Source organism: Arthrobacter sp. AL12, assembly GCF_029960645.1.
Lineage (GTDB): Bacteria > Actinomycetota > Actinomycetes > Actinomycetales > Micrococcaceae > Arthrobacter.
The window spans coordinates 1-22,975 of the sequence record NZ_JASBQY010000002.1 but is presented as its reverse complement, the minus strand read 5'-3'; the positions used below and the strand labels follow the sequence as shown (position 1 = coordinate 22,975).

Genomic DNA, 22,975 nt, shown 5'->3' with positions numbered 1-22,975 from the left:
TGGCCCGGGACTGCCGGAGGGCCTGAAACGAGCGTCCTCCGCTTGGGATCGCCGCGTCAAGACCCTGCTTCCGGTCCGGATGTCATCACAACTTCCGCCGTCTGTTGACACCGGCATTCGGCGGTCTGAAGCTGGGCTGATCACGCCCGGCCACATAGCGTGGAGACCCGGTGCACCCGAGGCGAAGGGGATAAGCCATGGTGACTGACGGCGCCAACCCGGGCGCGCCGGGCGAAAACATCGCAGCGGGGAGACCACCCCGCGGCCTGACGGCGGCCGTCACCACGATGATGCGCCGGGACGGCGTCCCGGGCCTGTCCGTGGCCGTGGTCAATCGCGATCGACTGCTCTTTGCCGCCGGTTACGGCCTCGCCGACCGTGCAGCGACGACGCCGGCAACCGCCTCGACGTCGTACCTGTGGTTCTCCATGTCCAAAATTGTGACCGCGACGGCGGCGTGCCGGCTCGTTGACGAGGGCCGCCTCGACCCGGACGCCCCGGTCGACGAGTACGTGGATTACCTCCGGGCGGCCGGGACGACGGCGCCGAACGTGGGCCAACTGCTCAACCACACCGCCGGACTCGGCAACCCGATGCCCATCCGCTGGGTGCACCCGGCCGACGCGGATCCGCCGGATCCCGGGGCCCTGCTCCGCCGTCTGATGGGCAGGCGCCGCGCCTACCGGTACCCGCCCGGGCGCAGTGCCAGGTACTCCAACGTCGGCTACCTTGCCGCCGGTCAGGTCATCGCGGCCTCATCCGCGATGCCTTTCGAGGCTTATGTCCGCCAGTCCGTCCTGCGGCCAGCGGGGATGGATCACACCGGATACCGCTATCAGGACGGCGCGGCCCCCGCGACCGGGTACGTCAAGGCTCCCCGGATCGCGGACCCGCTGCTGCGCGGCATGCTCCCCGGCGGGATCGCCGGGGAGCGACACGGGCCGTACCTGTCACTGAACCCCTTCTACGTGGACGGGCCCGCTTACGGCGGCCTGGTGGGCGATGTCCTGGATGCAGGCAGGTTCCTTCGCCTGCACCTTTGCGACGGCGAGATCGACGGAACCCGGGTCCTCTCCCCCGGGGCGGCCCGCAGCATGCGCACGATTGACCAGGCGGGCCAACCGTTCGATCACGGAACCGGCTGGTTCCGCCGGCCGACGAAGACCCCGGGGCAGTGGGTGGAGCATTTCGGCGCCGGAGCCGGCTTCTGGAACGTCATGCGTCTCTACCCCGGACTCGGTCTCGGCATCGTTGTTATGAGCAACAGCACCCGCATGTACGACTTCGAACCGCTCTTCGCGCTTGTGGCATCAGCGCCGTGGTCCTAATCGCCGTCATCACGGGGCACCGCACGCTCAGGCCTTGGGCCCGCGCCGCGGGGCAGCATCCCCTCAGCGACGCCGGTCGAGCGCTTCGAGGAGTCTGGTGACCGAGCCGCCGAGGTTCCACTCGGTCGCGAGACCTTCGAGTTCGGCGCGCGCATCGCCGGCGACAGGGCGCAGCTGCGCACCCGCCTGCTCCAGCGTCGGCAGCTTCAGGTCGCGGACGACGTTGACGACGGCGGGCGCGACCGCGAGGTAGTCCGTGGCCGCTGCGAGCTTCGACCGCACGGACACGGACAGCCCGCTTCCCGCGTCCGCCGCGGCGGCAAGCAGCCCGTCGAGGGTGCCGAACTCGCCGAGCAGCGACGAGGCGGTCTTCTCGCCGATGCCGGCGACGCCCGGCAGCCCGTCGGAGCTGTCGCCGCGGAGTGTTGCGTAGTCCGCGTACTGCCCGGGTAGCACGCGGTACTTCTCAACGACGACCGCGTCGGTGAGGACTTCGAGGTTCTTCATACCCCGCGCGGTGTAGATCACCCGGACCTGACGGGCATCGTCCACGACCTGGAACAGGTCGCGGTCACCGGTCACCACGTCGACGGGGAGCTGCGCGTGGCTGGCGTAGGTGCCGACGACGTCGTCGGCCTCGTGTCCGGGTTCGCCTACGACGGCGATGCCGGCGAGCTCGAGCACCCTGCGGATCATCGGAATCTGCGCCTCAAGGGCGTCGGGCACGACCTCAATGTCGGGGCCAGCAACGACCTCCGCCGCCACCCGGTGCGACTTGTAGCTCGGGATGAGGTCAACCCGCCACTGCGGGCGCCAGTCGTCATCCCAGCACGCCACGAGATGCGTCGCGTCGTAGTCGGCGGTGAGCCGGGCGATCATGTCCAGCAGGCCGCGCACGGCGTTCACCGGAGTGCCGTCGGCGCGGCGGATCGTGTCGGGGACTCCGTAGAAGGCGCGGAAGTACAGCGACGCGGTGTCCAGCAGCATCAGGCGGTGGGGCATACCTGATCCTGACACGCAAGACCCTCCCTGAGAACCCGCCCCGGGCCCGGAGCGGCGTCCGCTGCCACGGGCCCGGGTCCTTGCCAATGCGACTTTCCCCGACCCCGCTGGCGCAACTGCTGCTCAAAGGGCAGCAGTTGCGCCGTGCCAGGTGCAGGTCGAGACCCCTAGATTGCCTTGCCCGGGTTGAGGATGCCGAGCGGGTCAAAAACTCTCCTGATGGCGTGCTGCAGCTCGAGGGAGTCACTTCCCAGTTCGTCGTGCAGCCAGTCGCGTTTGAGGATTCCAACTCCATGCTCCCCGGTGAGTGTTCCGCCCAAGCTCCTGGCTAAATGGAACATCTGACCAAGCGCATCTTTCGCCGGTCCCTCCGTGGAGGGCTGGCCTTCGTCAAGGACGATCATCGGGTGCAGGTTGCCGTCGGCGGCATGGGCGACGGTGAAGATCCGGACTCCGGTACGGCGTGAAATTTCCTCGATCCCGGTGACCATCTCGGCCAGGCGTCCGCGCGGAACACCGACATCACCGATGCAGACGTTGCCCAGCAATTCGAGGGACGGAATGGCCTCTCGACGCACTCTCAGAAGTTCCGCCGTCCTTTGCGGGTCTGTGGCCTTTTCATAGGACGAAGCGAGCGGTTCAATGGCTTGAATCAGCACCTCCTGTTCCAGGAAGGCCCCGTACCCGTCCGTCTGAGCGAGGAGGAAGGCACCTCCGCGGCTTCGATAGTCCGTCCCCAGTGCGGCATCGACAGCCGCCAGGGTCGGGCCGTCCATGAGCTCCAGCACGGAGGGCGTGATCCGTGCAGCGATGATGGCCGAGGCGGCTTGGGCGGCGGCAACGATGTCCGGGAAGAATGCTGCGACCGTTGCCGTCGCCACAGGGAGCGGGCGAAGACGCAAAGTCGCTTCAACGACGACCCCGAGTGTCCCTTCGGATCCAATCATGAGGGCGTTCAGGTCATACCCGGTAACGCCCTTGATCGTTTCCCGGCCCGTCACGAGGAGGCGCCCGTCCGGGAGGACAACCTTCAGCGCCAGGACGGACTCACGCGTGACGCCATACTTGGCGCAACGCATACCGCCGGCATTGGTGGCAATGTTTCCACCGATGGAGCAGATGGCGGTGCTGGCGGGATCCGGGGCGTAAAAAAGCCCGTGCTCGCCGGCGGCGGCGTTGACCTCCGCGTTGAGGATGCCGGGCTCGACAACGATGATCTGCTCCATCGGATCCAGACGCAGGATGCGGTTCATCCCCGATAGGTCCAGGACGATCTCGCCTGCCTTCGCGGCCGAACCCGCCGCCAGGCCGGTGCCGGCACCTCGGGCAACAATGGGGATGCTCCCCGCAGTCGCGCGGACCATTGTCTCAACGACGTCGTTGATGCTGGTCGCGTACACGACACCGTCCGGCAGTGTGCCGGGCGTGTACCCGGACCGGTCGGTGTTGACGTTCCTGCGGTCGGCCTCCGCCGTCGAACCGTGCCGGGCCGCGGCGACGAGCCTTGCCCCAGCCTCTGAATTGATCTCGCTAACGTTAGTACTCACAGGGCCTGCTCTCTTTCGCTTCTTTGATTCTTTTTCAATATTGGCAACGCCCCGGACACGTTTCGGAGACCGCCAGCCTGCCGCACGGGACGTTGAGGGTTCACTAAGGAACCATCCATCCCAAGACCGGGGTGGACTGCAGGACAATGAGTGTGGTGATGAACGCCAGCAGTGCCAGACTCCAGCCGATGAGCTTTCGGAACAGAACGCTTTCCGCCCCGTCCAGCCCAACAGCCGCCGAGGCCACGGCCAGGTTCTGCAGCGACAGCATTTTGCCCAACACTCCTGCTGACGAATTGGACGCCGCCATCAGCGTCGGCGAGAGTCCTGTCTGCTCGGCGGCAGTCACCTGCAGCTGCCCGAACAAGGAGTTGGACGAGGTGTCCGAGCCGGTAAGCGCAACTCCGATCCAGCCAAGGAGCGGGGACAAGAAGGCGAAGAATCCCCCGGCCGACGCCAGCGCGATTCCCAGTGAGTTGGTCTGCCCCGAGACGTTCATGACAAACGCCAGCGCCAGGACCGAGGTGACGGTCACGATAGTCCACCGCAACTGGAACAGCGTGTCGCGATAGATGCGGACACCCCGAAGGGGTGCAACCCTGTACAGCGCCATAGTGATCATTCCCGAGATCAACAGCATCGTCCCCGTGGCCTTGAAATGGTCAAGTTTGAATTTGTGCGCGGCGACCGGCTTCCCATCAGGATCAACGGCGTCCAACCCGGGCCATTCAAACGTGACTGACCCGACGGACGTGAGCCAGGCTTTCACAGCCGGGATTTGTGCGATGGAGAACACGGCCATAATGATCAGATACGGGGCAACAGCCATCCACACCTCGCCGTTGGGCGGCCTTACCGCGGCGCCATTGGTTTTTCCGGGCGTGCTCGCCTGTGCGGCCGCACCATTTCGACTTACCCCGCCCAAACCGGAGGACGTCCCATAGCCGGTGCCGGATTGAGCGCCAACACTGACAGGCCGGACGTCGGCAGCGTCGCTGTCGGCGACGTCATTCATTCCGATAATCTCCGCCGGCTGCCAGAACTTCAACATGAGCAGGACCGCCGCGACGGTCGCGAGTGCGGCAACGACGTCGGTGAGTTCGACCACGAGGAAGTTCGAGGCAAGAAATTGCGACACGCCGAAGACGATGCCCGATACCAGGGCCACGGGCCAGGTTTGCCGGAGTCCCCGCTTGCCATCAACGATGAAGACGAGGATGAGCGGGACGATGACGGCGATGAAGGGTGTCTGGCGGCCGGCCATGGAACTGAGGTCCTGAAGGGGGATGCCGGTAACGCCGTTGAGGGCAATGATCGGAGCGGCCATCGCTCCGAAGGCCACGGGGGCGGTGTTGGCCAGCAGCGCGACGATGGCTGACTTCAATGGTTTCATCCCGGCAGCCATAAGCATCGCAGCCGAAATCGCAACCGGCGCGCCGAAGCCCGCCAGCGACTCAAGCAGCGCGCCGAAACAGAAGGCGATCAGGATCGACAGAATGCGCAGGTCATTTGAAATGGAGCGGATGGTACGGCCCAAAACCTCGAACCAGGGCGTGTCCACCGTGAGCTTGTAAACCCACAATGCGTTGATGAGGATCCATAGGATCGGAAAAAGGGCATAAAAAGCACCTTGGGCGCCGGCGCTGAGCACCTGGCCAAACGGCATTCGCCACCCCACGATGGCTAGTACAACGGACAGCAACAGGCTCGCGATGGCCGCCTTGGGCGCCCTGACTCGAAAAACCCCGAGAAGAACAAAAAGCAAAAGCAGTGGAAGAGCGGCCACCATGGCTGAGATGGCTAGGGAACCCACTATCGGATCGATGATTTGCTGAAACGGCTCAAACCTTGGACTCACAAAAACTCCTTTGTTTTTCCAAGCAAACGAGGGCTCTGCATTGGCCCTTTGGCAAGCAGTCCACCCGGCCCGCGGGATTCCACATTGTGAAATTAATCTTTCAGATGCTAGAGAATACGTGCGATTCAAATCACAGTCAAGAAGTGCCGCCCGGCGCGGCGGCGCATCTTGCCGTGGCGGGATTCGGCGTTGACAGGTGACGCTGCGCTGGCTAGGTTTTATATATTGGTAGTTTCTTTCCACATTACGAGAATTATTAAGGGTGGCCAGTATGCCTAATCATTTGGAGACCAACGGGCTCAGCGTCGCCGAAGAGCTCTACGCCTTCGTCCGGGACGAAGCACTTCCGGGTACGGGGATCGAGATGGAGGCATTCTGGGCTGGCGCTGCCGCGCTCATCGCGGACTTCTCTCCGCGGGTACAGAATCTGCTGGGCATCCGTGACCGGATACAGCAGCAGATCGACGAGTACCACCGTTCGCGTGGCACTGCGCCGGTGGATCCGGATGACTACGAAGACTTCCTCCGCTCCATCGGCTACCTGGTCGAGGAGCCCGGGGACTTCAGCATCACGACCGACCGGGTTGACTCCGAGATCGCGACCGTCTCCGGTCCCCAGTTGGTGGTCCCGCTGCTGAATGCACGATTCGCGGCCAACGCGGCCAACGCCCGCTGGGGCTCACTGTACGATGCGCTGTACGGCACCGACGTCATCGACGAGGCCGACGGGCGCGAACGCACGAGCGGTTACAACCCGGTCCGCGGCGCCGTCGTCGTTGCACGCGGGAGGCAGTTCCTGGATGAGCACACGCCCCTGGCGTTCGTATCTCACGCTGATGTCACCGCTTACCGGATCGTCAACGGCGCCCTCGTCGCCGAGACGCCGGACGGCCCGAAGGGGCTGGCCGAGCCGACACAGCTCGCGGGCTATCGGGGAGCCGCGGACGAGCCCGAGTCCGTGCTGCTTGTGCACCACGGACTGCACGTGGAGATCCAGATCGACCGCGGCCACCCGATCGGCTCGGGCGACCCGGCCGGTGTCAAGGACATTGTGCTGGAGTCCGCGACGACGACGATTATGGATCTTGAGGACTCCGTGGCCGCGGTCGACGCCGAGGACAAGGTCGCGGGCTACCGCAACTGGCTGCAGCTGATGCAGGGCACCCTGACCGCCGAAGTCGCCAAGGGCGGACGTACCTCCACCCGGCGGCTCAACCCCGACCGCGTCTACGCTGCACCCGACGGATCGGAGCTGACCCTGCCCGGCCGCTCGCTGCTGCTCATCCGTCAGGTAGGCCACCTGATGACCAGCGACGCCGTACTCGACCCTGCGGGCGCTCCGGTGCCCGAGGAGATCCTCGACGCCCTGTTCACGGGTCTCGGCTCCGTTCACGACCTGCGCGGGCCGCACGCCGGTCACAACTCGCGGGCCGGGTCGGTCTACATCGTAAAGCCGAAGATGCACGGTCCGACTGAGGTCGCCGTGGCTTGCGCCCTGCTTGCCGGCACCGAGGCCGTACTGGGCCTCGAACCGCTAACCCTGAAGATTGGAATCATGGACGAGGAGCGCCGCACCTCTGCCAACCTGAAGGCGTGCATCTGGGAGGCACGGGACCGCGTCGCGTTCATCAACACCGGATTCCTGGACCGCACCGGCGACGAGATCCACACCTCAATGCTCGCCGGGCCCATGGTCCGCAAAGCCAACATGCGTCACTCCAGCTGGATCGCGGCCTACGAAGACGCCAACGTCGACATCGGACTGGAGTGCGGTTTCAGCGGTCGGGCCCAGATCGGAAAGGGCATGTGGGCGGCTCCGGACAACATGGCGGACATGCTCGCCCAGAAGAGCGCTCACCCGCTCGCCGGTGCCGACTGCGCTTGGGTCCCCTCGCCGACCGCCGCGACCCTGCACGCCACCCATTATCACCAGGTCGACATTGATGCCCGGCAGGCCGAACTCGCCGGGAAGCGCCGCTCGACCCTGCGGCAACTACTCACCATCCCCGTCGGTGACCCCAACGACTGGGCCACCGATGACCGGCGCAACGAGCTGGACAACAATATCCAGAGCACGCTGGGATACGTGGTTCGCTGGGTGAACGAAGGCGTCGGGTGCTCCAAGGTCCCGGACATCCACGGCACGGCTCTGATGGAGGACCGCGCCACCTGCCGCATCAGCTCACAGCACATCTCCAACTGGCTCCTGCACGGCATCGTGACCAAGGAAGAGGTTGAAGCGTCACTGCGGCGAATGTCCGCGGTCGTTGACGAGCAGAACGCCTCCGACCCTGCCTACACGCCGATGTCCCCGGCGTTCGATACCGAGGCGTTCCTCGCGGCCCGCGAACTGGTTCTCGACGGCGCCGCTCAACCATCCGGCTACACCGAGCCTGTCCTGCACCGGCGCCGTGCGGCGCAGAAAAACACCCACAACCTGGCGAGGAACGCATCATGAACATGACATTGGCTTCCGCACAGTCCATCATTTCCGACGCCCTCGCGGCGGGCCAGCAGCACGGTTTCAAACCGCTGACCGTCGTCGTGCTCGACGCCGGCGGCCACGTCCTGGCCGCCGCTCGCCAGGACGGCGCCTCGAATAACCGCTTCGAGATCGCCCAAGGCAAGGCGTACGGGGCGTTGGCCCTGGGGATGGGCTCACGCGCCATCATGGAACGCGCCGAGCAGCAGGCCTACTTCATCGCGGCGGCGGCCGCCGCCCTCGGTGGCCGACTCATCCCGGTGCCCGGGGGCGTTCTGGTACGCGACGAAGACGGCACGATCATGGGTGCCGTCGGCATCAGCGGCGACAGCTCAGACAATGACGAGACGGCGGCCTCGACCGCGATCGAGGCCGCCGGCCTGACGGCTCAGGTGGACTGACGCTCCTGGTAGTTCCAAAAGCCCGGGGTGGTGCCGCCCAGTTAGCTACTGACAGGCGGAGCGGGCGTCGAATAAACTCAGGGTTCCACGGGTCCATCAATTCGACGCCCCGACGGTCATCAGGGCCGATAGACCGCCGGGCTGAGCAGGGAGGCCAGCCATGGACTTCGCCCCGGCCAGTGAGTATCCGCTGGACCCTTTTCCCCATTACGAGCGAATGCGGGAATCCGCCCCCGTCTTTCACGACGAGGAATCCGGAAGCTGGCATGTCTTCCGGTATGAGGACGTGCAGCGGGTGCTCTCCGAACATGCCAGATTTTCCTCGAGGATGGGCGGCGACGATCCATCCGAGACAGGCCATCTTTTCGCGTCGAGCCTGATCACCACCGATCCCCCGAGGCACCGGCAGCTGCGCTCCCTGGTGACCCAGGCGTTCACGCCGAAATCTGTGGACGCGCTGGCCCCCCGCATCTCAGAGCTCACCGACGAGCTTCTGGCGGGGATCGCTTCACTCGGAACAGCCGACCTGATTCAGGCGTTGGCGTACCCGCTGCCGGTCATCGTGATCTCCGAACTCATGGGCATCCCTACCGCTGACCGCGACCGCTTCAAGCACTGGTCCGACGTCATCGTCAGCCAAACGCGGACCGGCGCGGCGACTGAGGACCACCAGACCGCCAACGTGGAGATGACCGGGTACTTCCTAGACCTGATCGAGCAGCGCCGGAGGCGGCCCGGTCCCGATCTGATCAGCAACCTGCTCGCCGCCGAGATTGACGGGCAGAAGCTGAACGTGGCCGAGCTGCTGGGCTTCTGCGCCCTGCTGCTCGTCGCCGGCAATGAAACAACCACCAACCTGATCGGCAACGCTGTTCTGTGCTTCACCGAAGTGCCCGGCACCATCGAACGGTTGGTACAGGAACCATCGCTGCTTCCCCCAGCCATTGAAGAGGTGCTCCGCTTTCGGTCCCCCGTCCAGTCCATGTACCGGGTCACCGTTGCCGACACCACCCTGGGCGATACGGAGATTCCGGCCGGCGCCCCGGTGGTGGCGTGGATCGGCTCCGCGAACCGCGACGAGCGGCAGTTCGAGCGGCCTGACCGGTTCGACATCGACCGCGGCCAGATCCGGCATCTGGCGTTCGGCCACGGCGTTCACTTCTGCCTCGGTGCCCCGCAGGCCCGACTGGAAGCACGGATCGCGCTGGAGGCCATCCTCACCCGGCTGCCCGGCCTGACCCTCGCCCCGGGAGCACACCTTGAACGGATGGACAGCACCATCGTCTACGGGGTGAAGACGCTCCCGGTCCGCTGGGACGCAGCCTGAGTGCAGACCCGTCGTGCCCGGCAGGCGGCGGCCCTTCGGGTCAATCCGCTTGCCGTGCAGCGGGCCTGGTTGGGACATCCGATCATTGCTAACGTGGCGGAATGAACCCGTCCAAGGCCCCCGCCGAGGTCCTCAACATTGCCGGCATGGAGGTTCGCATCCCGAGTCCGGACAAGGTGGTGTTCCCCGAGCCCGGGCTGACCAAACTCGACGTGGTTCGCTACTACCTGGCCGTCGCGGAGGGTGCCCTGCGGGGCGCCGGCGGGCGGCCAATGGTGCTCAAGCGCTTCCCGAAGGGGATTGGCGCCGAGCCGTTTTTCCAGAAGCGCGTGCCGGACAACCACCCCGGCTTCATCCACACAGCGACGCTGCACTACGCGTCGGGGACGTCGGCCGAGGAGGCCGTGATCCGGGATGCTGCGGGCCTGGCGTGGGTTGTGAATCTTGGCTGCCTGGACCTGAACCCGCACCCCGTGCGCGCCGAGGACCTGGAGCACCCCGACGAGCTCCGGGTCGACCTGGATCCGATGCCGGGGGTCGACTGGTCCCAGATCGTCGACGTCGCCTACGTCGCGCGGCAGGTGCTCGACGACGTCGGGCTGGTGGGATGGCCGAAGACGAGCGGGTCGCGCGGACTCCACATCCTGGTGCGCATCGCGCCCTGTGGCCCTACCGCGACGTCCGGCTCGCCGCGGAGACCCTCGCCCGGGAGGTGGAGAACCGCGTCCCTGGCCTTGGCACCGCGCGGTGGTGGAAGGAGGAGCGCGGCGAAAGTGTGTTCGTCGACTTCAACCAGAACGCAAAGGACCGCACCGTGGCGTCGGCGTATTCGATCCGGCCGCTGCCCGACGCCCGGGTCTCGACACCGCTCACCTGGGACGAGGTGGCTTCCACCCGCCCGGAGCAATTCACGGTGCCCACGGTGCTTGACCGCTTCGCCGTCGTGGGCGACCCCCACGAAGGCATCGACGACGCCGTCGGGTCCCTCGACGGGCTCCTCACCCTGGCTGCCGAACTCGGTCCTGCCGAGAAACCGCCGCGGAGCGGCGACGGCTCGGGCCGCCGGCAGTCGGTGATGCCGCTGATCGAAGTGGCACGAACCAAGACCAAGGCCGAGGCGCTCACGGCGCTCGATGAATGGAAGGCCCGGCATGCGGACCTCGTCCCGGCCCTGCATCCCGCCGATATACTCGTCGACGGGATGCGGGGATCGAGTTCGCTCTGGTACCGGGTGCGGGTGAACCTGCAGCACGTCGCCGAGAAGGAGCGCCCGCCACAGGAGGAACTCATCGCCGACTACGACCCGTGGGCGGGCAAAGAGTGGCCGGGGCGGCCTGGGCCCTGACACGGCGGCCCCGGGAGGCCACATGGCTGGGCGGTGTTGTTTCCACGGTTCGGTCAATACGATGTTGACATGGAGCGACGGATCAATGGCGTCCTGATTCATTGCGTCTCAATGGCGTCCTGATTCATTGCGTCGAGCACGGTAGCGGCGTGCCGTTTCTGGCGCTTCACTGCGCCGGTGTTGATCACCGCGAAATAGAGGCGGCGATCGAGGCCGTGGTCCCCGGTCCGGGTTACCGGCGGATCTACCCGGACCTGCCAGGAATGGGCCGCTCCACAACCGGGGACCTGGCCTGCAACGACGACGTGGTCGCGCTCATCGCTGACTTCATCGATCGACTGGAGGCCGGACCGGTGATGCTCCGTGGGCATTCCTACGGCGCATATCTTGCGCGCGGCGTGGCCGCGCAGCGGCCAGACACCGTGCGCGCCCTGGCTTTGCTATGCCCCGTCGCCGAGCGCGCACAAAATGTGCCCGACCACCAGGTGGTTTTTCAGGACGCTGATGCCCACTACGAACTCGAACCTGGGCAGCGGCAAGGTTTCGAGGAATACTTCGTCGTGCGCACACCGGCCACCGCCCGCCGCTACCGCAGCCATATCGTGCCGGGCTCCAGGCTCGTCGATGCTCCTGGGCTGGGCCGGATCTTCGCCGGATGGATGGTCGACGTCGGACCGGGCACCTTCCCGGCGCAGACCCTGATTGCGGCCGGACGACGCGATTCGGTCGTTGGTTACACCGACGCTCTGGACTTACCCGAGCGCTACCCGCACGCCACTCTGGCAGTAGCAGACGGCGGGGGCCATGCACTCATGCACGAGCGGCCTGACCTCCGCGCGGCGTTGCTCAGAGATTGGCTTGACCGGGCTTGACCGGGCCCGCCCGGACGACCGGTGACGGCCCTTCGCCCGGAGGCTCAAGGAACGCTGCTAACCGTTGCCCTCTGCGCGGCACCGGATACCGTGGAGCATCCGCCGGGACATGATGAAACTGGCAACCTCCACCGCCTCGACCAGGCACCGGGCCCACCACTGCCGGTTGGCATAGCGCTCCCGCACCAGCAGCCGGGTGGTGCCGTCGGACTGTGGCCGCAGGACAAATGCCCAGGAAAAATCGAACGGGCCGGAACTGGAACCGGGAGGAACGCGCAGCACGACGGCGTTGCCCGGCGCCACCAACCCCACTTCCAGGTCTGCGGAAGCAGCCGGTGCCAGGTGAAATCGGTCGCCGACCTTGATGTCCTGCCACTCCGGATGGATTCGGTCAGCACTGTGGATATCCAAGCCGGCCAGGTTCTCAAGGAAGTCGTAGCTGTAGAGTCCGCCGCGTCCCTGGCCCATCTGCGCCAACCAGGGCCACACTGCACCCGCCGGAGCCTCGATGGTGATCGCCCGCGTTGACTGCAGACCGGCAGCGGACAGGAAGTGGTCGCCCGGAAGCCCGCCGCCGGCTTCGGCGGGGTGGCACCCCACCGCAATTGAAAGCGCCGGAACAGGAAACCCGATGCCACCAGCCCAGCGAACACTGCGGCTGGGCGGTAAGGCTTTTTCATGTGTTGTCGCTTCGTCATCTGCCAATCCTGAAGACCACCGAGTTCGCGGTCACGGGCCATTCGCCCCGGTCCCGCTTACCCCTTGTTGCATTGCCGGGGCTGACCCCGGCCGGGGCAACCAACGTGACCCCTCCCCGCCACCTCAGCCAGCCGAGACCTCCCCTGCGTCCCCGGTGGTATCCCAGCAGAGAATGAGATCATGGGGACATGACTTCTGTTCAAGGTTTTTCCGGCTTCTTCCGACGCCCCCAGCCCATCAAACCCGAGGCCGGTCAGGAATCGGTGTGGGACTACCCGCGGCCGCCACGGGTCGAGCCACGATCCGAACGGGTTATCGTGCGGCTTGGCGGTCAGGTGATTGCCGACACCACCGATGCAGTGCGCGTCCTGGAGACGAGTCATCCGCCTGTCTACTACTTGCCATTGGAATCATTCCCTGCCGGTGTGCTCGTCCCGGTCGGGGGCACCAGCTTCTGTGAGTTCAAGGGGGAAGCGCACTACTTCGACGTCGTTGCCGGCGGAGTCGTTGTTCCCCGTGCCGGGTGGACCTACCCGGAACCAACCCGGGGGTTCGAGTCGCTCAGTACCCGGGTGGCCCTCTACCCGGGTCGGATGGACTCCTGCGAGGTCAACGGCGAGCACGTGACCTCCCAGGAAGGTGACTTCTACGGCGGCTGGATCACCACGCAGGTCGTTGGTCCGTTCAAGGGCGGGCCGGGGACCGCCGGGTGGTGAGCACAGCACCCTTTGCAGCGACGACCCGGTCCAGCCCCACCCCTTCGCATCGAAGATGAAGAGCGCGCCAGGGGTCGACAAATATTAGGTGTCGGGCCCGGTGAGAGCGACGAGACCTTGAAGGCCGCTGAACACGCCGTTGATGATCAGAATGACTCCGGCGAAAGTGACCCAACCGGTCCAGCCAGTTGACGCGACAGGATGATGGGCAGTACTCACAGTGCCGACCGCAGACGTCAGCCGGCCGAGATCCTGTTTTGGGCGATTCAACTGTTACAGCGGCGAAGGGCCCAGGATCACCCCCCGGGGGTGAGGCGCCCGTGCCGGGCGGAGCAAACACTAGTTGTACCTGAGGATTTGAGCGGATCAGGAGCAGACGGCACGCTTGACTGGTTCTGCAGTCCACGCCTCGACTCCCCCAGCATCTTCGTCTCGCTGCTGGACCAGCGGCGCGGCGGTCACTTCAGCACGCGTCCGAGGGGTGAGGCCTTTGCCACAGATCGGCGACTTTGCGCAGGCGTTCACGCACCTCGCGCTCATAGATGCCGCCATCACACTTAATGAATGCCTGGACGACGGCGCAGAAAAGACTCGCCGCGCCGGGCACCACCGGCCGAGGAGGCTCCCATGACACCCGACTCACAGACCCAGCCCGGGTTTGACACCGATGGGAAACGATCATGGGACGGCGCGCAGGCGGCGAACCCCACTCCTCATCACGCCTCCGCACCCCTGAAATAGGGCCAGACTGAACCAAGGAGGGCACAATGGAGCCGGCATCATCGGAGTCCGACCTACGCCCAGCCCTCCCCCGCACCGCCGCAATTTTGCTCGCCTTGGCTGGCGCAACCGTCGTGGCTTTCGGCCTAGGAGCGGTAAGGGGAATCGTCACCCCGGTATTTCTTGCGTTCGTGCTCACCCTCTGTGTTCATCCCATTCGACGCTGGATGCAGGCGCGCGGAATTTCGCGGGGTATAGCCACGGGGACCACGATAGCGGCCGTCTTCGGGTTGCTGGTTGCCTTCGCCGCAGTCTTCGTTGGCTCCCTCGCCCAGTTCTCCGCACTGCTGCCGCAATACGCGCCCCAAATGTCCCAGCTCGGCGCGAACATCGCCGCGACACTGGAGTCGTTAGGTTTCGGCCCGGAACAAGCCCAAGAGGTTCTGAATGGGTTCACTCCGGACCGCATCATCGCGTTCCTCGGCGGTCTGCTGGGGAACATAGCGAGCCTGTTGGGAAGCCTCGTGATCATCCTGACCATGCTGATCCTCATGGCCGTCGACGGATCGCGTGTACCCGCGATCCTGACCCATTTGAACCACCACCGGCCGGCATTGGTCTCCGCGTTCATCGGCTTTGGAACCGGAGTACGTCGCTATTTGGTCGCCACCACGGTCCTCGGGATCGCCCAGGGCCTGTTCAACTGGCTGATCCTGGTCATCCTGCAGGTCCCCGGCGCCCTGCTCTGGGGATTGCTGTCTTTCATCTGCAGCTTCATCCCCAACATTGGTTACTTCATCGCGATCGTCCCGCCGCTGTTCTTTGGATTCCTCGCCGGGGGCTGGCCGACCGTCTGGGCCATCATCATCATCTACGGCGGGATCAACGCCGTGATCCAGTCGATCATTCAGCCCAAGTACGTGGGCAGTGCTGTCTCGCTTAGTGAGACTCTGACCTTCGTATCGGTCCTGTTCTGGACCGTGGTTCTGGGTCCCGTCGGCGCCATCCTCGCCGTCCCCCTGACACTCTTCGTGCGCACGATCCTGCTCGATGCCGACCCGTCCCTCTCATGGTGGCGAGCGTTGACGGGAGACCAGAAGGACGTGAAACTGCTTCTCAGGCAGGAAGACGATGCGATCCGCGCCCGCCGCGGCCGGCCGCGGCCGGGCCGCTCGGACACGGGCAGTGACACGAAGGCATGACGTGCCGTCGGCGGGCTGTCCGGGGCAAGTGAGAGCCGCATGCTGAGCACCCTCACCAGCCTGATGCTCTTCGCCCTCGCCGGGGCGATAAGTACAGTGCCCGTCAGTGTAACGATCATGATTCTGCTCTCCCCCAGTCCACGCCGCGGCGCCCTTCCCTTCCTGATCGGCAGCCTCGCAGGTTCAATTGTGTTCGTGGGCCTAGCGGCGGTGGGTCTGCAGTTATTGCCCGTCAGGCCGCGCCTGAAGGATGAAGTGGTGGCACAGTTTGGTCTCGTGATCGGTGCAATGCTTATTGGCTACTCCATCTACCTCTTCGTGGGCAGGGACCGGCGGGATAACGCCATGCTGGACAAAATGAAGTTGAGGTTCCAAGCCGCCCGGCCCTGGGAATTCGTGCTCCTCGGCCTCGGCTTGAACCTGCGTCCCAAGGCGATCCTCCTGGCGGTCACGGCAGGTGCCGTGATTGGCGTCCGGGCACTGCCGCCACTGCCAAGTAGCCTGCTGGTCCTCGCCTACGCCGCCGTGGCCCAGTCCGCCGTCGTCGTTCCTGTCGCGGTCTGGCTGCGCTCTCCGGAGCGCGCCCAAGTACCATTGACCACCCTCTACAACTGGTTGCAGCGCAACGGCCGCAGGATCGCGGCGATCGGCACGCTGGTGATCGGGCTATTCCTTCTCGGCTACAGCCTCTTTCAGCGCTGACCGGGGACGTCGCGGAGATCGGGTCCGGTCCCGGCCGCCGCGAGGCTCATCCCGGGATCGAGCCTTCGCCGGCGCCGGAGGGCTTGGGACCGGGACTCCGGGACTCCGCACCCTGCGGAAGGAGATCAGGGGACCCTCGACGTGACGAGGATCGAAACGAGGAGCCTGTCCTGCAGAGCCAGGGGCCGTGGTCCGTTCAAGTGCGGACGATTTCGGCATGGATCCCTACCGGCTGGTCGGCGAGGAGTTTCCGAGAGCTGGTTTGAGAGGAAACCCGCTGCGTTCCGTTTCAGGAGTCGACGTTCGACGGCGTTTCGCCGGTCCGCAGCTCGTCGCCGTGGGCGATGAGCGCGTAGATGATCAGCACGTCGACGGCGATGACGATCAGGGACACCATGGCTGGGCCGGAATGAGCATCAGTTGAACGACCGCGCTGAGGCCCGCAACGACGACAGCGACGACTCGGGCCCACGTTGCACCGGAGAAGAGCGCGACGGCGGTGAGGATCAGGGAAGCCCCGAGGGCCACATTCCACCAGCCCCACCCCTTGGCATCGAAGATGAAGAGCGCGCCAGGGGTCGACAAATAATAGGTGTCGGGCCCGGTGAGCGCGACGAGACCTTGAAGGCCGCTGAACACGCCGTTGATGATCAGAATGACTCCGGCGAAAGTGACCCAACCGGTCCAGCCAATTGAAGCGACAGGATGATGGGCAGTACTCTTCGTGCCGACCGCTTTCCGTTGAATGCTCTGCCATCGGCCTCATGGCCGGCGCAGTCGTGTCGTGAAGCCAGAACCCATTCCGTTGATTTTCCTGACGGCCAGGAGCGGTCTGCCAATCGAGATCCGACGGATCGCCCCGGCTCCATCCTGCGCCCCGGGTGCAGTGCGGCACCTCATCCGCGCCGGGTGACCTCGCGCACCGGGGAGGGCTTGCGGTCCTGTTCCGGCAGTCCGGCGGCGCCGGCGGGGCGGCTGTCCGGGCCGTGTCACTGCCCGCTGTGGCCGCCGCGTGCTCTTGACGCGGCCCGGGCCATCAGGGTATACCGGGGCCATCCCCGTCGCGCGGCACGACTGGAGAACAACCTTGGCCAGCGCGGGGACCGTCGTTTCGAACCACGGCGTGGCAGCGGAGTGAGGTGTGAGCGATGACCGGATTAGCTGCCCTCCGTCTCGTGGCGCTGGGCTTGGCAGGCTTCGTCGCCGCGGAAGCAGGCGTCGCGGACGAATGGGGGTACTACTTCGGCGTCTTCGTGATTGTGCTGGCCCAGTGCGCCGGTGTACCGCTTCCCGCCGTGGCCGTATTGCTTGGGGCCTACGCCTCGGCGCGCCACGGAGATCTGAACCTTACTGCCGTTATCGCGGTCGGCAGCCTGGGCGCCATGCTCGGGAGCACCATTGGCTATGTACTGGGGCGGGTGGGGGGCCGCCCGTTGATGCTGAAACTTGCACAGCGCTTCCACGCCGACGAGAACCGCATCGCCCAGCTGGAGTCCTTCTTCGATCGGCACGGCGGCTCAGCCTTGTTCTTCGGCCGCTGGGTCATTGTCGTCCGGCTCTGGGGCGCCATTGCCGCGGGGGCTGCCAAGATGCCGTGGCCCACATTCCTGCTGTGGACCATTACGGGGTCCATTGCCTGGGTAGCGAGCCTCAGCGTGCTCGCCTATCTGGCCGGGGCGCTGGCCCGGGCCATCGGTGATGCTCTCGACATCGGCGGCTGGGTGCTGGTCCCCATCGTCGTGCTGGGCCTGGTGATCGTCCGGCGACGGCGCAGACGCCGGAAGCTCAGGTCAGTGGAAGGGACAGGGGACGGCGTGCCCGGCGCCGAATGAAGCCTGGGCCCAGTTGTTCCGCCGGAGATCAACCCCGGCCCGACACTTGGATGTCCGGCCCCTGCTGCGCCCGGATGCGGGTCTTCCTCCGATGCGGAGACAACAGCATGGTCGAATCGTTCTTCTCAGCCCTGAAAAAACACGCGCCTTTTATCGGACCGTTTACGCGACTAAATCACAAGCCCGTCTCGACGTTATTCGCCATATCGAGGGGTTTTGCAACAGCCAGCCCTGGCAGCGTAGAAGAATCCACTAAATCGCTGCCCGAAATCCCATTGGCAGCGCAGGCCGCCGTGGACAACGATGTCGGCACACATAGAGCCTGGGGCAGCAGCAGCAGAGCCTTCTCCGCCGGGTGAGACGCCCCGCGTTGAGGTTCCCGAAGGCTTCGAGCCTGGGCAACCAGATCCACCCGGTACCTGCCACGACAGGGCAAGGACCGAAAGCTTTATTGCATCGGTGGTCAGATGTTCGGCATCAAACGACAGTGGCCAGCCAGAACGTATGAGCAGAAGCAGGGAGAACAGTTCACCTTGACTCCGGAAGTGCATGACATTGCCCGCGCGGTCAGCGAAGCCATCGGCACCGACCTGTTCGGTCTGGACATCGTCATCAGCCGAGGCCAACCGTATGTCGTCGACGTCAACCCGTTTCCTGGGTTCAAGGGTGTACCCGACGGGGCGCTGCGGCTGGCCGAATATATCTACGCCAAGGCTGCCGCCACCACCACGTCCGCCGTCGAGGCCAAGGACGCCGGCCCGGCCGTCGCCCGGCGGGCGGTCGGCTCATGAGGATCACCTTCCTGCTCGCCCAACGGGTACCGGATGTGCCCAGTCCGGTTGTCGAAAAGGTCTCGCGCCTGCTCGCTGCTGCAGGTCACGTCGCCGACGGGTGGATCCCCGAGGCCCGGCTGCTTCGCACCGATCGGTTCCTTCCGGATGCCGACCTATATCTGCTGAAGTCCCACACCGAACTCGCCCTCAGCCTCGCGGGTATGCTCCACGACCAAGGCCTGCCGATCCTGAACGCATATCCGGCGTGCCTGCGCGCCCAGGATAAGGTCCACGCTTCCCAGGCGCTGCGGAGGGCGGGAGTGATGGCGCCTGAGACCTGGCTGACCGGGGACCTGGCCCTGGCAGCACCCCTGCTCGAGGAAGGGCCAGTTATCGTGAGGCCGCACAGCGGGCACCGCGGCATCGGTGTCCACATCGTCCACAGCGCCGCCCACTTGCGGTCCCTGCCGCCCACTCCGGAGACGGTCATAGTGCAGCGCGTCGTGCCTGGTCCGGGGGAAGACCTGAAGGTCTATGTCGCCGGCAGCCACGTCCACGCCGTGCGCAAGCGCTTTGCCGCCGATTCCTTCACACGGTATGGCCGCCCAGTACCGGTCACGGACGCCATCAACGACCTCGCCAGAAAGGTGCGGACAGCCTTCAGCCTCGACTTGTTCGGGGTCGACGTCATCGAGAGCCTCTAAGGCCCCGTGGTGGTTGACGTCAACTACTTCCCCGGCTACAAGGGCTGCCATGACCAAGTTGCGGCCCAGATCGCCTCGGTGATACACGAGCAAACCGAGATCGGGTTGGGGGCGGATCTGGCCTGATGAGCCCCGGGCGAATACATACGAACGTCGGCCACCACTCACCACGCCGCTGGGTACCGTGATTACTGAAGGGTTTGGCTCACGCCTCGCATTCGGCATCGTCAGCTTCGCGCTCCCCCTTTACGCGAGCTCTCTGGGCATGTCTCTGGCCGCCATCGGCCTACTGCTCTCGACCAATCTCGCTGTCGCGATCGCGCTGTAACCGCTGGTCGGACCACTGGTCGACCGCATGGGCGTCCGCCGCGCCTACATCATCGCCGTGGCGCTGCGGTCCGTCGCCATACTCTTGCTGGTGGTTAGCTCCTCGCCGTGGCAGCTGTTCGCCGTGCGCAGTGTGCACGGTGTCGCCATCGCCTTGCGCGACCCTGCCGCCGCGTCGGTGCTGTCCGGCCTCGGCGGCAAACAGGCAGTCGCGCGGCGATTCGCGTGGTAACAAACCGCCAAGACGGTCGCCGGCGCCGCCGGGCGGTTCACCGCCGGTGTGCTGATCACCGTCCTGGTCGGCGTGTACGCGTGGGTGTTTGTCACAGCTGCCGCCATATCGGTGCTGCCACTCCTGCTAATCCTGTGGCGCCTGCGCGGGCCGGCAATGGCCGGCCTCTGCCACGCCTCCGAGTCCCCCTCCACCGCCCCACAGGGCTCGTGGCGTCGGCTTACACCCCTGGCTGGTTTCGGGTTCCTCGCCGCCGGTACCGCCGACCTCATGACCAGCCTCCTGCCGGTCTTCGCGGTCGAATACGCCGGAGTGCCCGCGGCCGCCGCCGGTGGCATCTACCTTGTCACCGCCGCCATCTCTCTGTCCGGGCCGCTGTGGGGATGGCTCGCCGACCGCGGAAACACCCGGCTGGCCCTGGGAATGCGCGCTCTGGGCAGCATCGCCTCCTCCTGCATCTGGCTGGTGTCCCCCACCTTCGCCGGATTCCTCGTCGGCAAGGGCCGCCGACGACGTCGGCAAGGCCGCCTTCCGGCCAGCCTGGGGCGCGATGATGGCCGAGGCCGCAGAACAACACCCACACCGCCGCGCCTCGACGCTATCCCGACTCAGCGCAGCGGAAGACCTCGGCGAAGCAACAGGCCGCGTCCTCGCCGGCCTCGTCTGGACCATGTGGGCATCCCCGCAGTCCTCGGCGTTCGCATAGCCCTCGCTGTCCTGACCGAGCTCTATACCGTCGCGCTTCACCACCGGTTCCAAACGCCCGGAAGAGGCACGCGTACAGGTAGACCCAGCCATCGGGGACCGTACGGGGTCAGGAAGCTCTCGCGCGTTCGAGGATGAAGCCGGAGATCCGCGCGCCCCGTCGGGGGCGCCCGCGTCACCGGGAAGCAGCTGATCTCGATGACTGAGCAGCCGCTCGGCGTCTTCCCGAGGTCGACACCGAAGTGCTCAAGCCCGTAGCGCGTCCCGCGCCGGCGGACGATGTCAGCAAGCCCGGCAACGTCGCCGAGCGCTGTCCCGTCGTCGGCCGCGGCACCCCAGGGGCCTCGGCTGCGCGGTGCGAGACGAGCGCGGCAGCAGAGTGGGCCACGATCCGCAGTCTCGGCCCGCGCGGATCCTTCAGGCTCCGGCCACTGTAGTTCGCGCCCGGCCCTTGGCCGAAATGCTCAGCAGTGCCAGTGACCAAATTCGCCGAGAGATAGATTCATCCGCGCTACGGAGCGGCTCCGGTTTCGTCGTCCCTCGATGAGAACGGGTAGACCAGCCAAATATCGAAGTATCGGAACCCCCTGCCACACTGGTTTGCCTCGTATCCCGGGCATATACTGGCGAAATCTCATTTGGCCTCAATACCAATCGGAACACGTCACGGTTCGGCGCTGGGACGTCGGCAACTGGCAGAACGTAGGCGCGCAGACTCCCGAATCGACATACGCCGCACCTCCGGGCCCGGCCTGCGGAAGGAGCCGAGGCCTCAACGCATCCGGCCTTCATCGTGCTGGGCATGGGCTGACGACCGCGACGCGCCCGTAATGCTGGCACATGGCCCACTCCGAAAGAACGGGGGCATGAAGGAACCCCAATGCAAGAAACAATCAAGAGACGCAAACAGGTACGTGGAGGGATGGACGGTCATGAGACGACTCTTAGGGCTGGTAATTGGTGTTGCGTTGACCAGTGCTCTCATGTCTGGACTGAGTTCCGGTGCTGCTCTAGCTGTGGCCGGACCTTGCCTGGGTGCCCCTGCCGCCGATAGCACGACGTACAGCGAAACCCGGCAGTTCGTGGAAAGTCAAGCGTGGTGGATGCCGGACACGGACCAAGCCAACAACTCCACCACCAATACCGGCCATGTTCACATGGGGGCCTGCATCCCTGAACGTGAAACGATCAGTTCGGGTAACCTCACCGTTAATGTGCGGGTTATCCTCCACGACAACCCGGGCAAGGCCAATTACGTCTCGATGGTGTTCAAAACCTCGGACACCGAAACCACCGTTCAGAAGTGTTACCTGCGGGCGACAGCAGCGAACTTCACTTGCCCCGGCCCGTCCAGAACCGGCAAGGGTGACTTCGTATGTACCGGAACATGTGAGCGCTGGCTGACGTTCTCGCGGCCAATTTCTGCATTCAACCATTCCGGCACGCAGGAGGTCCGTTTTCGCGCGTTCGTCCCGGAGCCGGCCGGCAAGGAAATGCAAACCAGCTTCAACGGGCAAGTCAACATCCAAAACGGCAAGTCTCTGTCCGACCTATCGAGGCATGCGTTCCTGCGGGGCAAGGGATGGTACACCCACGCCCTGTACTGTGAGGCCTCGGTCCGGTCAGTTCCCATTCCAGACAGTCCGGTATCAGGTATCTGGACTCCCGTAGTTGGCCTGACCACTCACCCCGATGGCTCCCGCCCGGCAACTCACTCATTCATCTCGATCGACCCGGACTTTCACGCCGTTCCGTCCAACCCCGGAACCGTCCTTTGGGACGCCGCAGGTCCATACGGACCCGAGCCCTTCGGGTCCGCCCCCATCTCGATAGATACCAGGACTCTGACCAATGGAGTACATAAGCTACACCTCCGGACGTCGTGCCGTGACAATACGCTGGGTTCGACAAACTCCGGGGTAGTCGTAATTCCCTTCACAGTGGCCAACTGATAACGGGAGAACGAACAACTGGCAACGGCAGACTGAAAATGACCGGGCGCGGCATGTTGAACGCGGCATGTTGAAAATGACCGGCTGCGGCATGTTGGTTTCTTGAATCTAAGGGTCGTTGCAACACAGTTGGTTGCTGGCTTGTTAGCGGCCATGAAAAACTGCCCATAGGCGGCCACGGAACTGCCCACTGAGGCGGGTTCAAGCGATCGTTGCAACACCTCCGAATTATCGGGAGTTGCAGCGCGA

At 65.2% G+C, this 22,975-nt stretch carries 19 protein-coding genes and 2 pseudogenes; 16 read left to right on the top strand and 5 right to left on the bottom strand.

The window, feature by feature from the left end; all coding sequences use genetic code 11:
- Positions 1–197 precede the first annotated feature (197 nt).
- On the top strand, positions 198–1,328 hold the full coding sequence (locus QK291_RS02815) for a serine hydrolase domain-containing protein (RefSeq protein WP_282378987.1): 1,131 nt from the start codon (positions 198–200) through the stop codon (positions 1,326–1,328).
- Between the two features lie 63 nt (positions 1,329–1,391).
- Here the strand turns inward: QK291_RS02815 and QK291_RS02810 are convergent, their stop codons facing one another.
- The 3 genes from QK291_RS02810 to QK291_RS02800 form a co-directional block, all read right to left on the bottom strand.
- Positions 1,392–2,330 (bottom strand): 5'-3' exonuclease, encoded by a 939-nt coding sequence (locus tag QK291_RS02810; RefSeq protein WP_282378986.1) that lies wholly within the window; start codon positions 2,328–2,330, stop codon positions 1,392–1,394.
- A gap of 167 nt (positions 2,331–2,497) precedes the next feature.
- Positions 2,498–3,877: an FAD-linked oxidase C-terminal domain-containing protein gene (locus QK291_RS02805; RefSeq protein WP_282378985.1), complete on the bottom strand. Its 1,380-nt coding sequence runs from the start codon at positions 3,875–3,877 to the stop codon at positions 2,498–2,500.
- Between the two features lie 103 nt (positions 3,878–3,980).
- Positions 3,981–5,666 (bottom strand): L-lactate permease, encoded by a 1,686-nt coding sequence (locus QK291_RS02800; protein ID WP_282379463.1) that lies wholly within the window; start codon positions 5,664–5,666, stop codon positions 3,981–3,983.
- A 340-nt stretch (positions 5,667–6,006) separates the two neighbouring features.
- On the opposite strand from QK291_RS02800, the gene QK291_RS02795 reads away from it, so the two are divergent.
- The 5 genes and pseudogenes from QK291_RS02795 (at position 6,007) to QK291_RS02775 (ending at position 12,162) form a co-directional block, all read left to right on the top strand.
- A complete protein-coding gene (locus QK291_RS02795; protein WP_282378984.1) occupies positions 6,007–8,193 on the top strand; it encodes a malate synthase G in 2,187 nt (728 codons plus the stop codon).
- Complete coding sequence (locus tag QK291_RS02790; protein ID WP_282378982.1) at positions 8,190–8,618, top strand: heme-binding protein; 429 nt, start codon at positions 8,190–8,192, stop codon at positions 8,616–8,618. The genes QK291_RS02795 and QK291_RS02790 overlap by 4 nt, the downstream gene beginning before the upstream one ends.
- Positions 8,619–8,778: 160 nt before the next feature.
- Positions 8,779–9,945 (top strand): cytochrome P450, encoded by a 1,167-nt coding sequence (locus QK291_RS02785; protein WP_282378981.1) that lies wholly within the window; start codon positions 8,779–8,781, stop codon positions 9,943–9,945.
- A 101-nt stretch (positions 9,946–10,046) separates the two neighbouring features.
- Positions 10,047–11,290 (top strand): annotated as a pseudogene (ligD, locus tag QK291_RS02780) (non-homologous end-joining DNA ligase).
- Between the two features lie 101 nt (positions 11,291–11,391).
- Positions 11,392–12,162: an alpha/beta hydrolase gene (locus QK291_RS02775; protein WP_282378979.1), complete on the top strand. Its 771-nt coding sequence runs from the start codon at positions 11,392–11,394 to the stop codon at positions 12,160–12,162.
- 57 nt (positions 12,163–12,219) lie between these two features.
- Here QK291_RS02775 and QK291_RS02770 read toward each other — a convergent pair whose 3' ends face one another.
- Positions 12,220–12,867: an SRPBCC family protein gene (locus QK291_RS02770; RefSeq protein ID WP_282378978.1), complete on the bottom strand. Its 648-nt coding sequence runs from the start codon at positions 12,865–12,867 to the stop codon at positions 12,220–12,222.
- 182 nt (positions 12,868–13,049) lie between these two features.
- On the opposite strand from QK291_RS02770, the gene QK291_RS02765 reads away from it, so the two are divergent.
- The 4 genes from QK291_RS02765 (at position 13,050) to QK291_RS02750 (ending at position 16,201) form a co-directional block, all read left to right on the top strand.
- Positions 13,050–13,577, top strand: a complete 528-nt coding sequence (locus QK291_RS02765; protein WP_282378977.1) for a DUF427 domain-containing protein — start codon at positions 13,050–13,052, stop codon at positions 13,575–13,577.
- Between the two features lie 201 nt (positions 13,578–13,778).
- Positions 13,779–14,138 (top strand): trehalase-like domain-containing protein, encoded by a 360-nt coding sequence (locus QK291_RS02760; RefSeq protein WP_348994548.1) that lies wholly within the window; start codon positions 13,779–13,781, stop codon positions 14,136–14,138.
- Between the two features lie 206 nt (positions 14,139–14,344).
- A complete protein-coding gene (locus QK291_RS02755; protein WP_282378976.1) occupies positions 14,345–15,499 on the top strand; it encodes an AI-2E family transporter in 1,155 nt (384 codons plus the stop codon).
- Positions 15,500–15,538: 39 nt separating this feature from the next.
- A complete protein-coding gene (locus QK291_RS02750; protein ID WP_282378975.1) occupies positions 15,539–16,201 on the top strand; it encodes a GAP family protein in 663 nt (220 codons plus the stop codon).
- A gap of 384 nt (positions 16,202–16,585) precedes the next feature.
- On the opposite strand, the gene QK291_RS02745 is transcribed toward QK291_RS02750, so the two are convergent.
- The gene (locus QK291_RS02745; RefSeq protein ID WP_282378974.1) at positions 16,586–16,786 is read right to left on the bottom strand and encodes a hypothetical protein; all 201 of its coding nucleotides are present in this window, start codon (positions 16,784–16,786) and stop codon (positions 16,586–16,588) included.
- A gap of 563 nt (positions 16,787–17,349) precedes the next feature.
- Between QK291_RS02745 and QK291_RS02740 the strand changes: the two genes are divergently transcribed.
- The 6 genes and pseudogenes from QK291_RS02740 (at position 17,350) to QK291_RS02715 (ending at position 22,726) form a co-directional block, all read left to right on the top strand.
- Positions 17,350–18,033, top strand: a complete 684-nt coding sequence (locus QK291_RS02740) for a DedA family protein (protein WP_282378973.1) — start codon at positions 17,350–17,352, stop codon at positions 18,031–18,033.
- A gap of 92 nt (positions 18,034–18,125) precedes the next feature.
- Positions 18,126–18,259 (top strand): annotated as a pseudogene (locus QK291_RS02735) (IS3 family transposase); the annotation flags it as partial.
- Between the two features lie 241 nt (positions 18,260–18,500).
- Positions 18,501–18,824 (top strand): hypothetical protein, encoded by a 324-nt coding sequence (locus QK291_RS02730; RefSeq protein ID WP_282378972.1) that lies wholly within the window; start codon positions 18,501–18,503, stop codon positions 18,822–18,824.
- Positions 18,821–19,510, top strand: coding sequence for an ATP-grasp domain-containing protein (locus QK291_RS02725; RefSeq protein ID WP_282378971.1), 690 nt, complete (start codon positions 18,821–18,823; stop codon positions 19,508–19,510). The genes QK291_RS02730 and QK291_RS02725 overlap by 4 nt, the downstream gene beginning before the upstream one ends.
- A gap of 331 nt (positions 19,511–19,841) precedes the next feature.
- Positions 19,842–20,069, top strand: coding sequence for an MFS transporter (locus QK291_RS02720; protein ID WP_348994552.1), 228 nt, complete (start codon positions 19,842–19,844; stop codon positions 20,067–20,069).
- Positions 20,070–21,640: 1,571 nt separating this feature from the next.
- A complete protein-coding gene (locus QK291_RS02715; RefSeq protein ID WP_282378970.1) occupies positions 21,641–22,726 on the top strand; it encodes a hypothetical protein in 1,086 nt (361 codons plus the stop codon).
- Positions 22,727–22,975 lie beyond the last annotated feature (249 nt).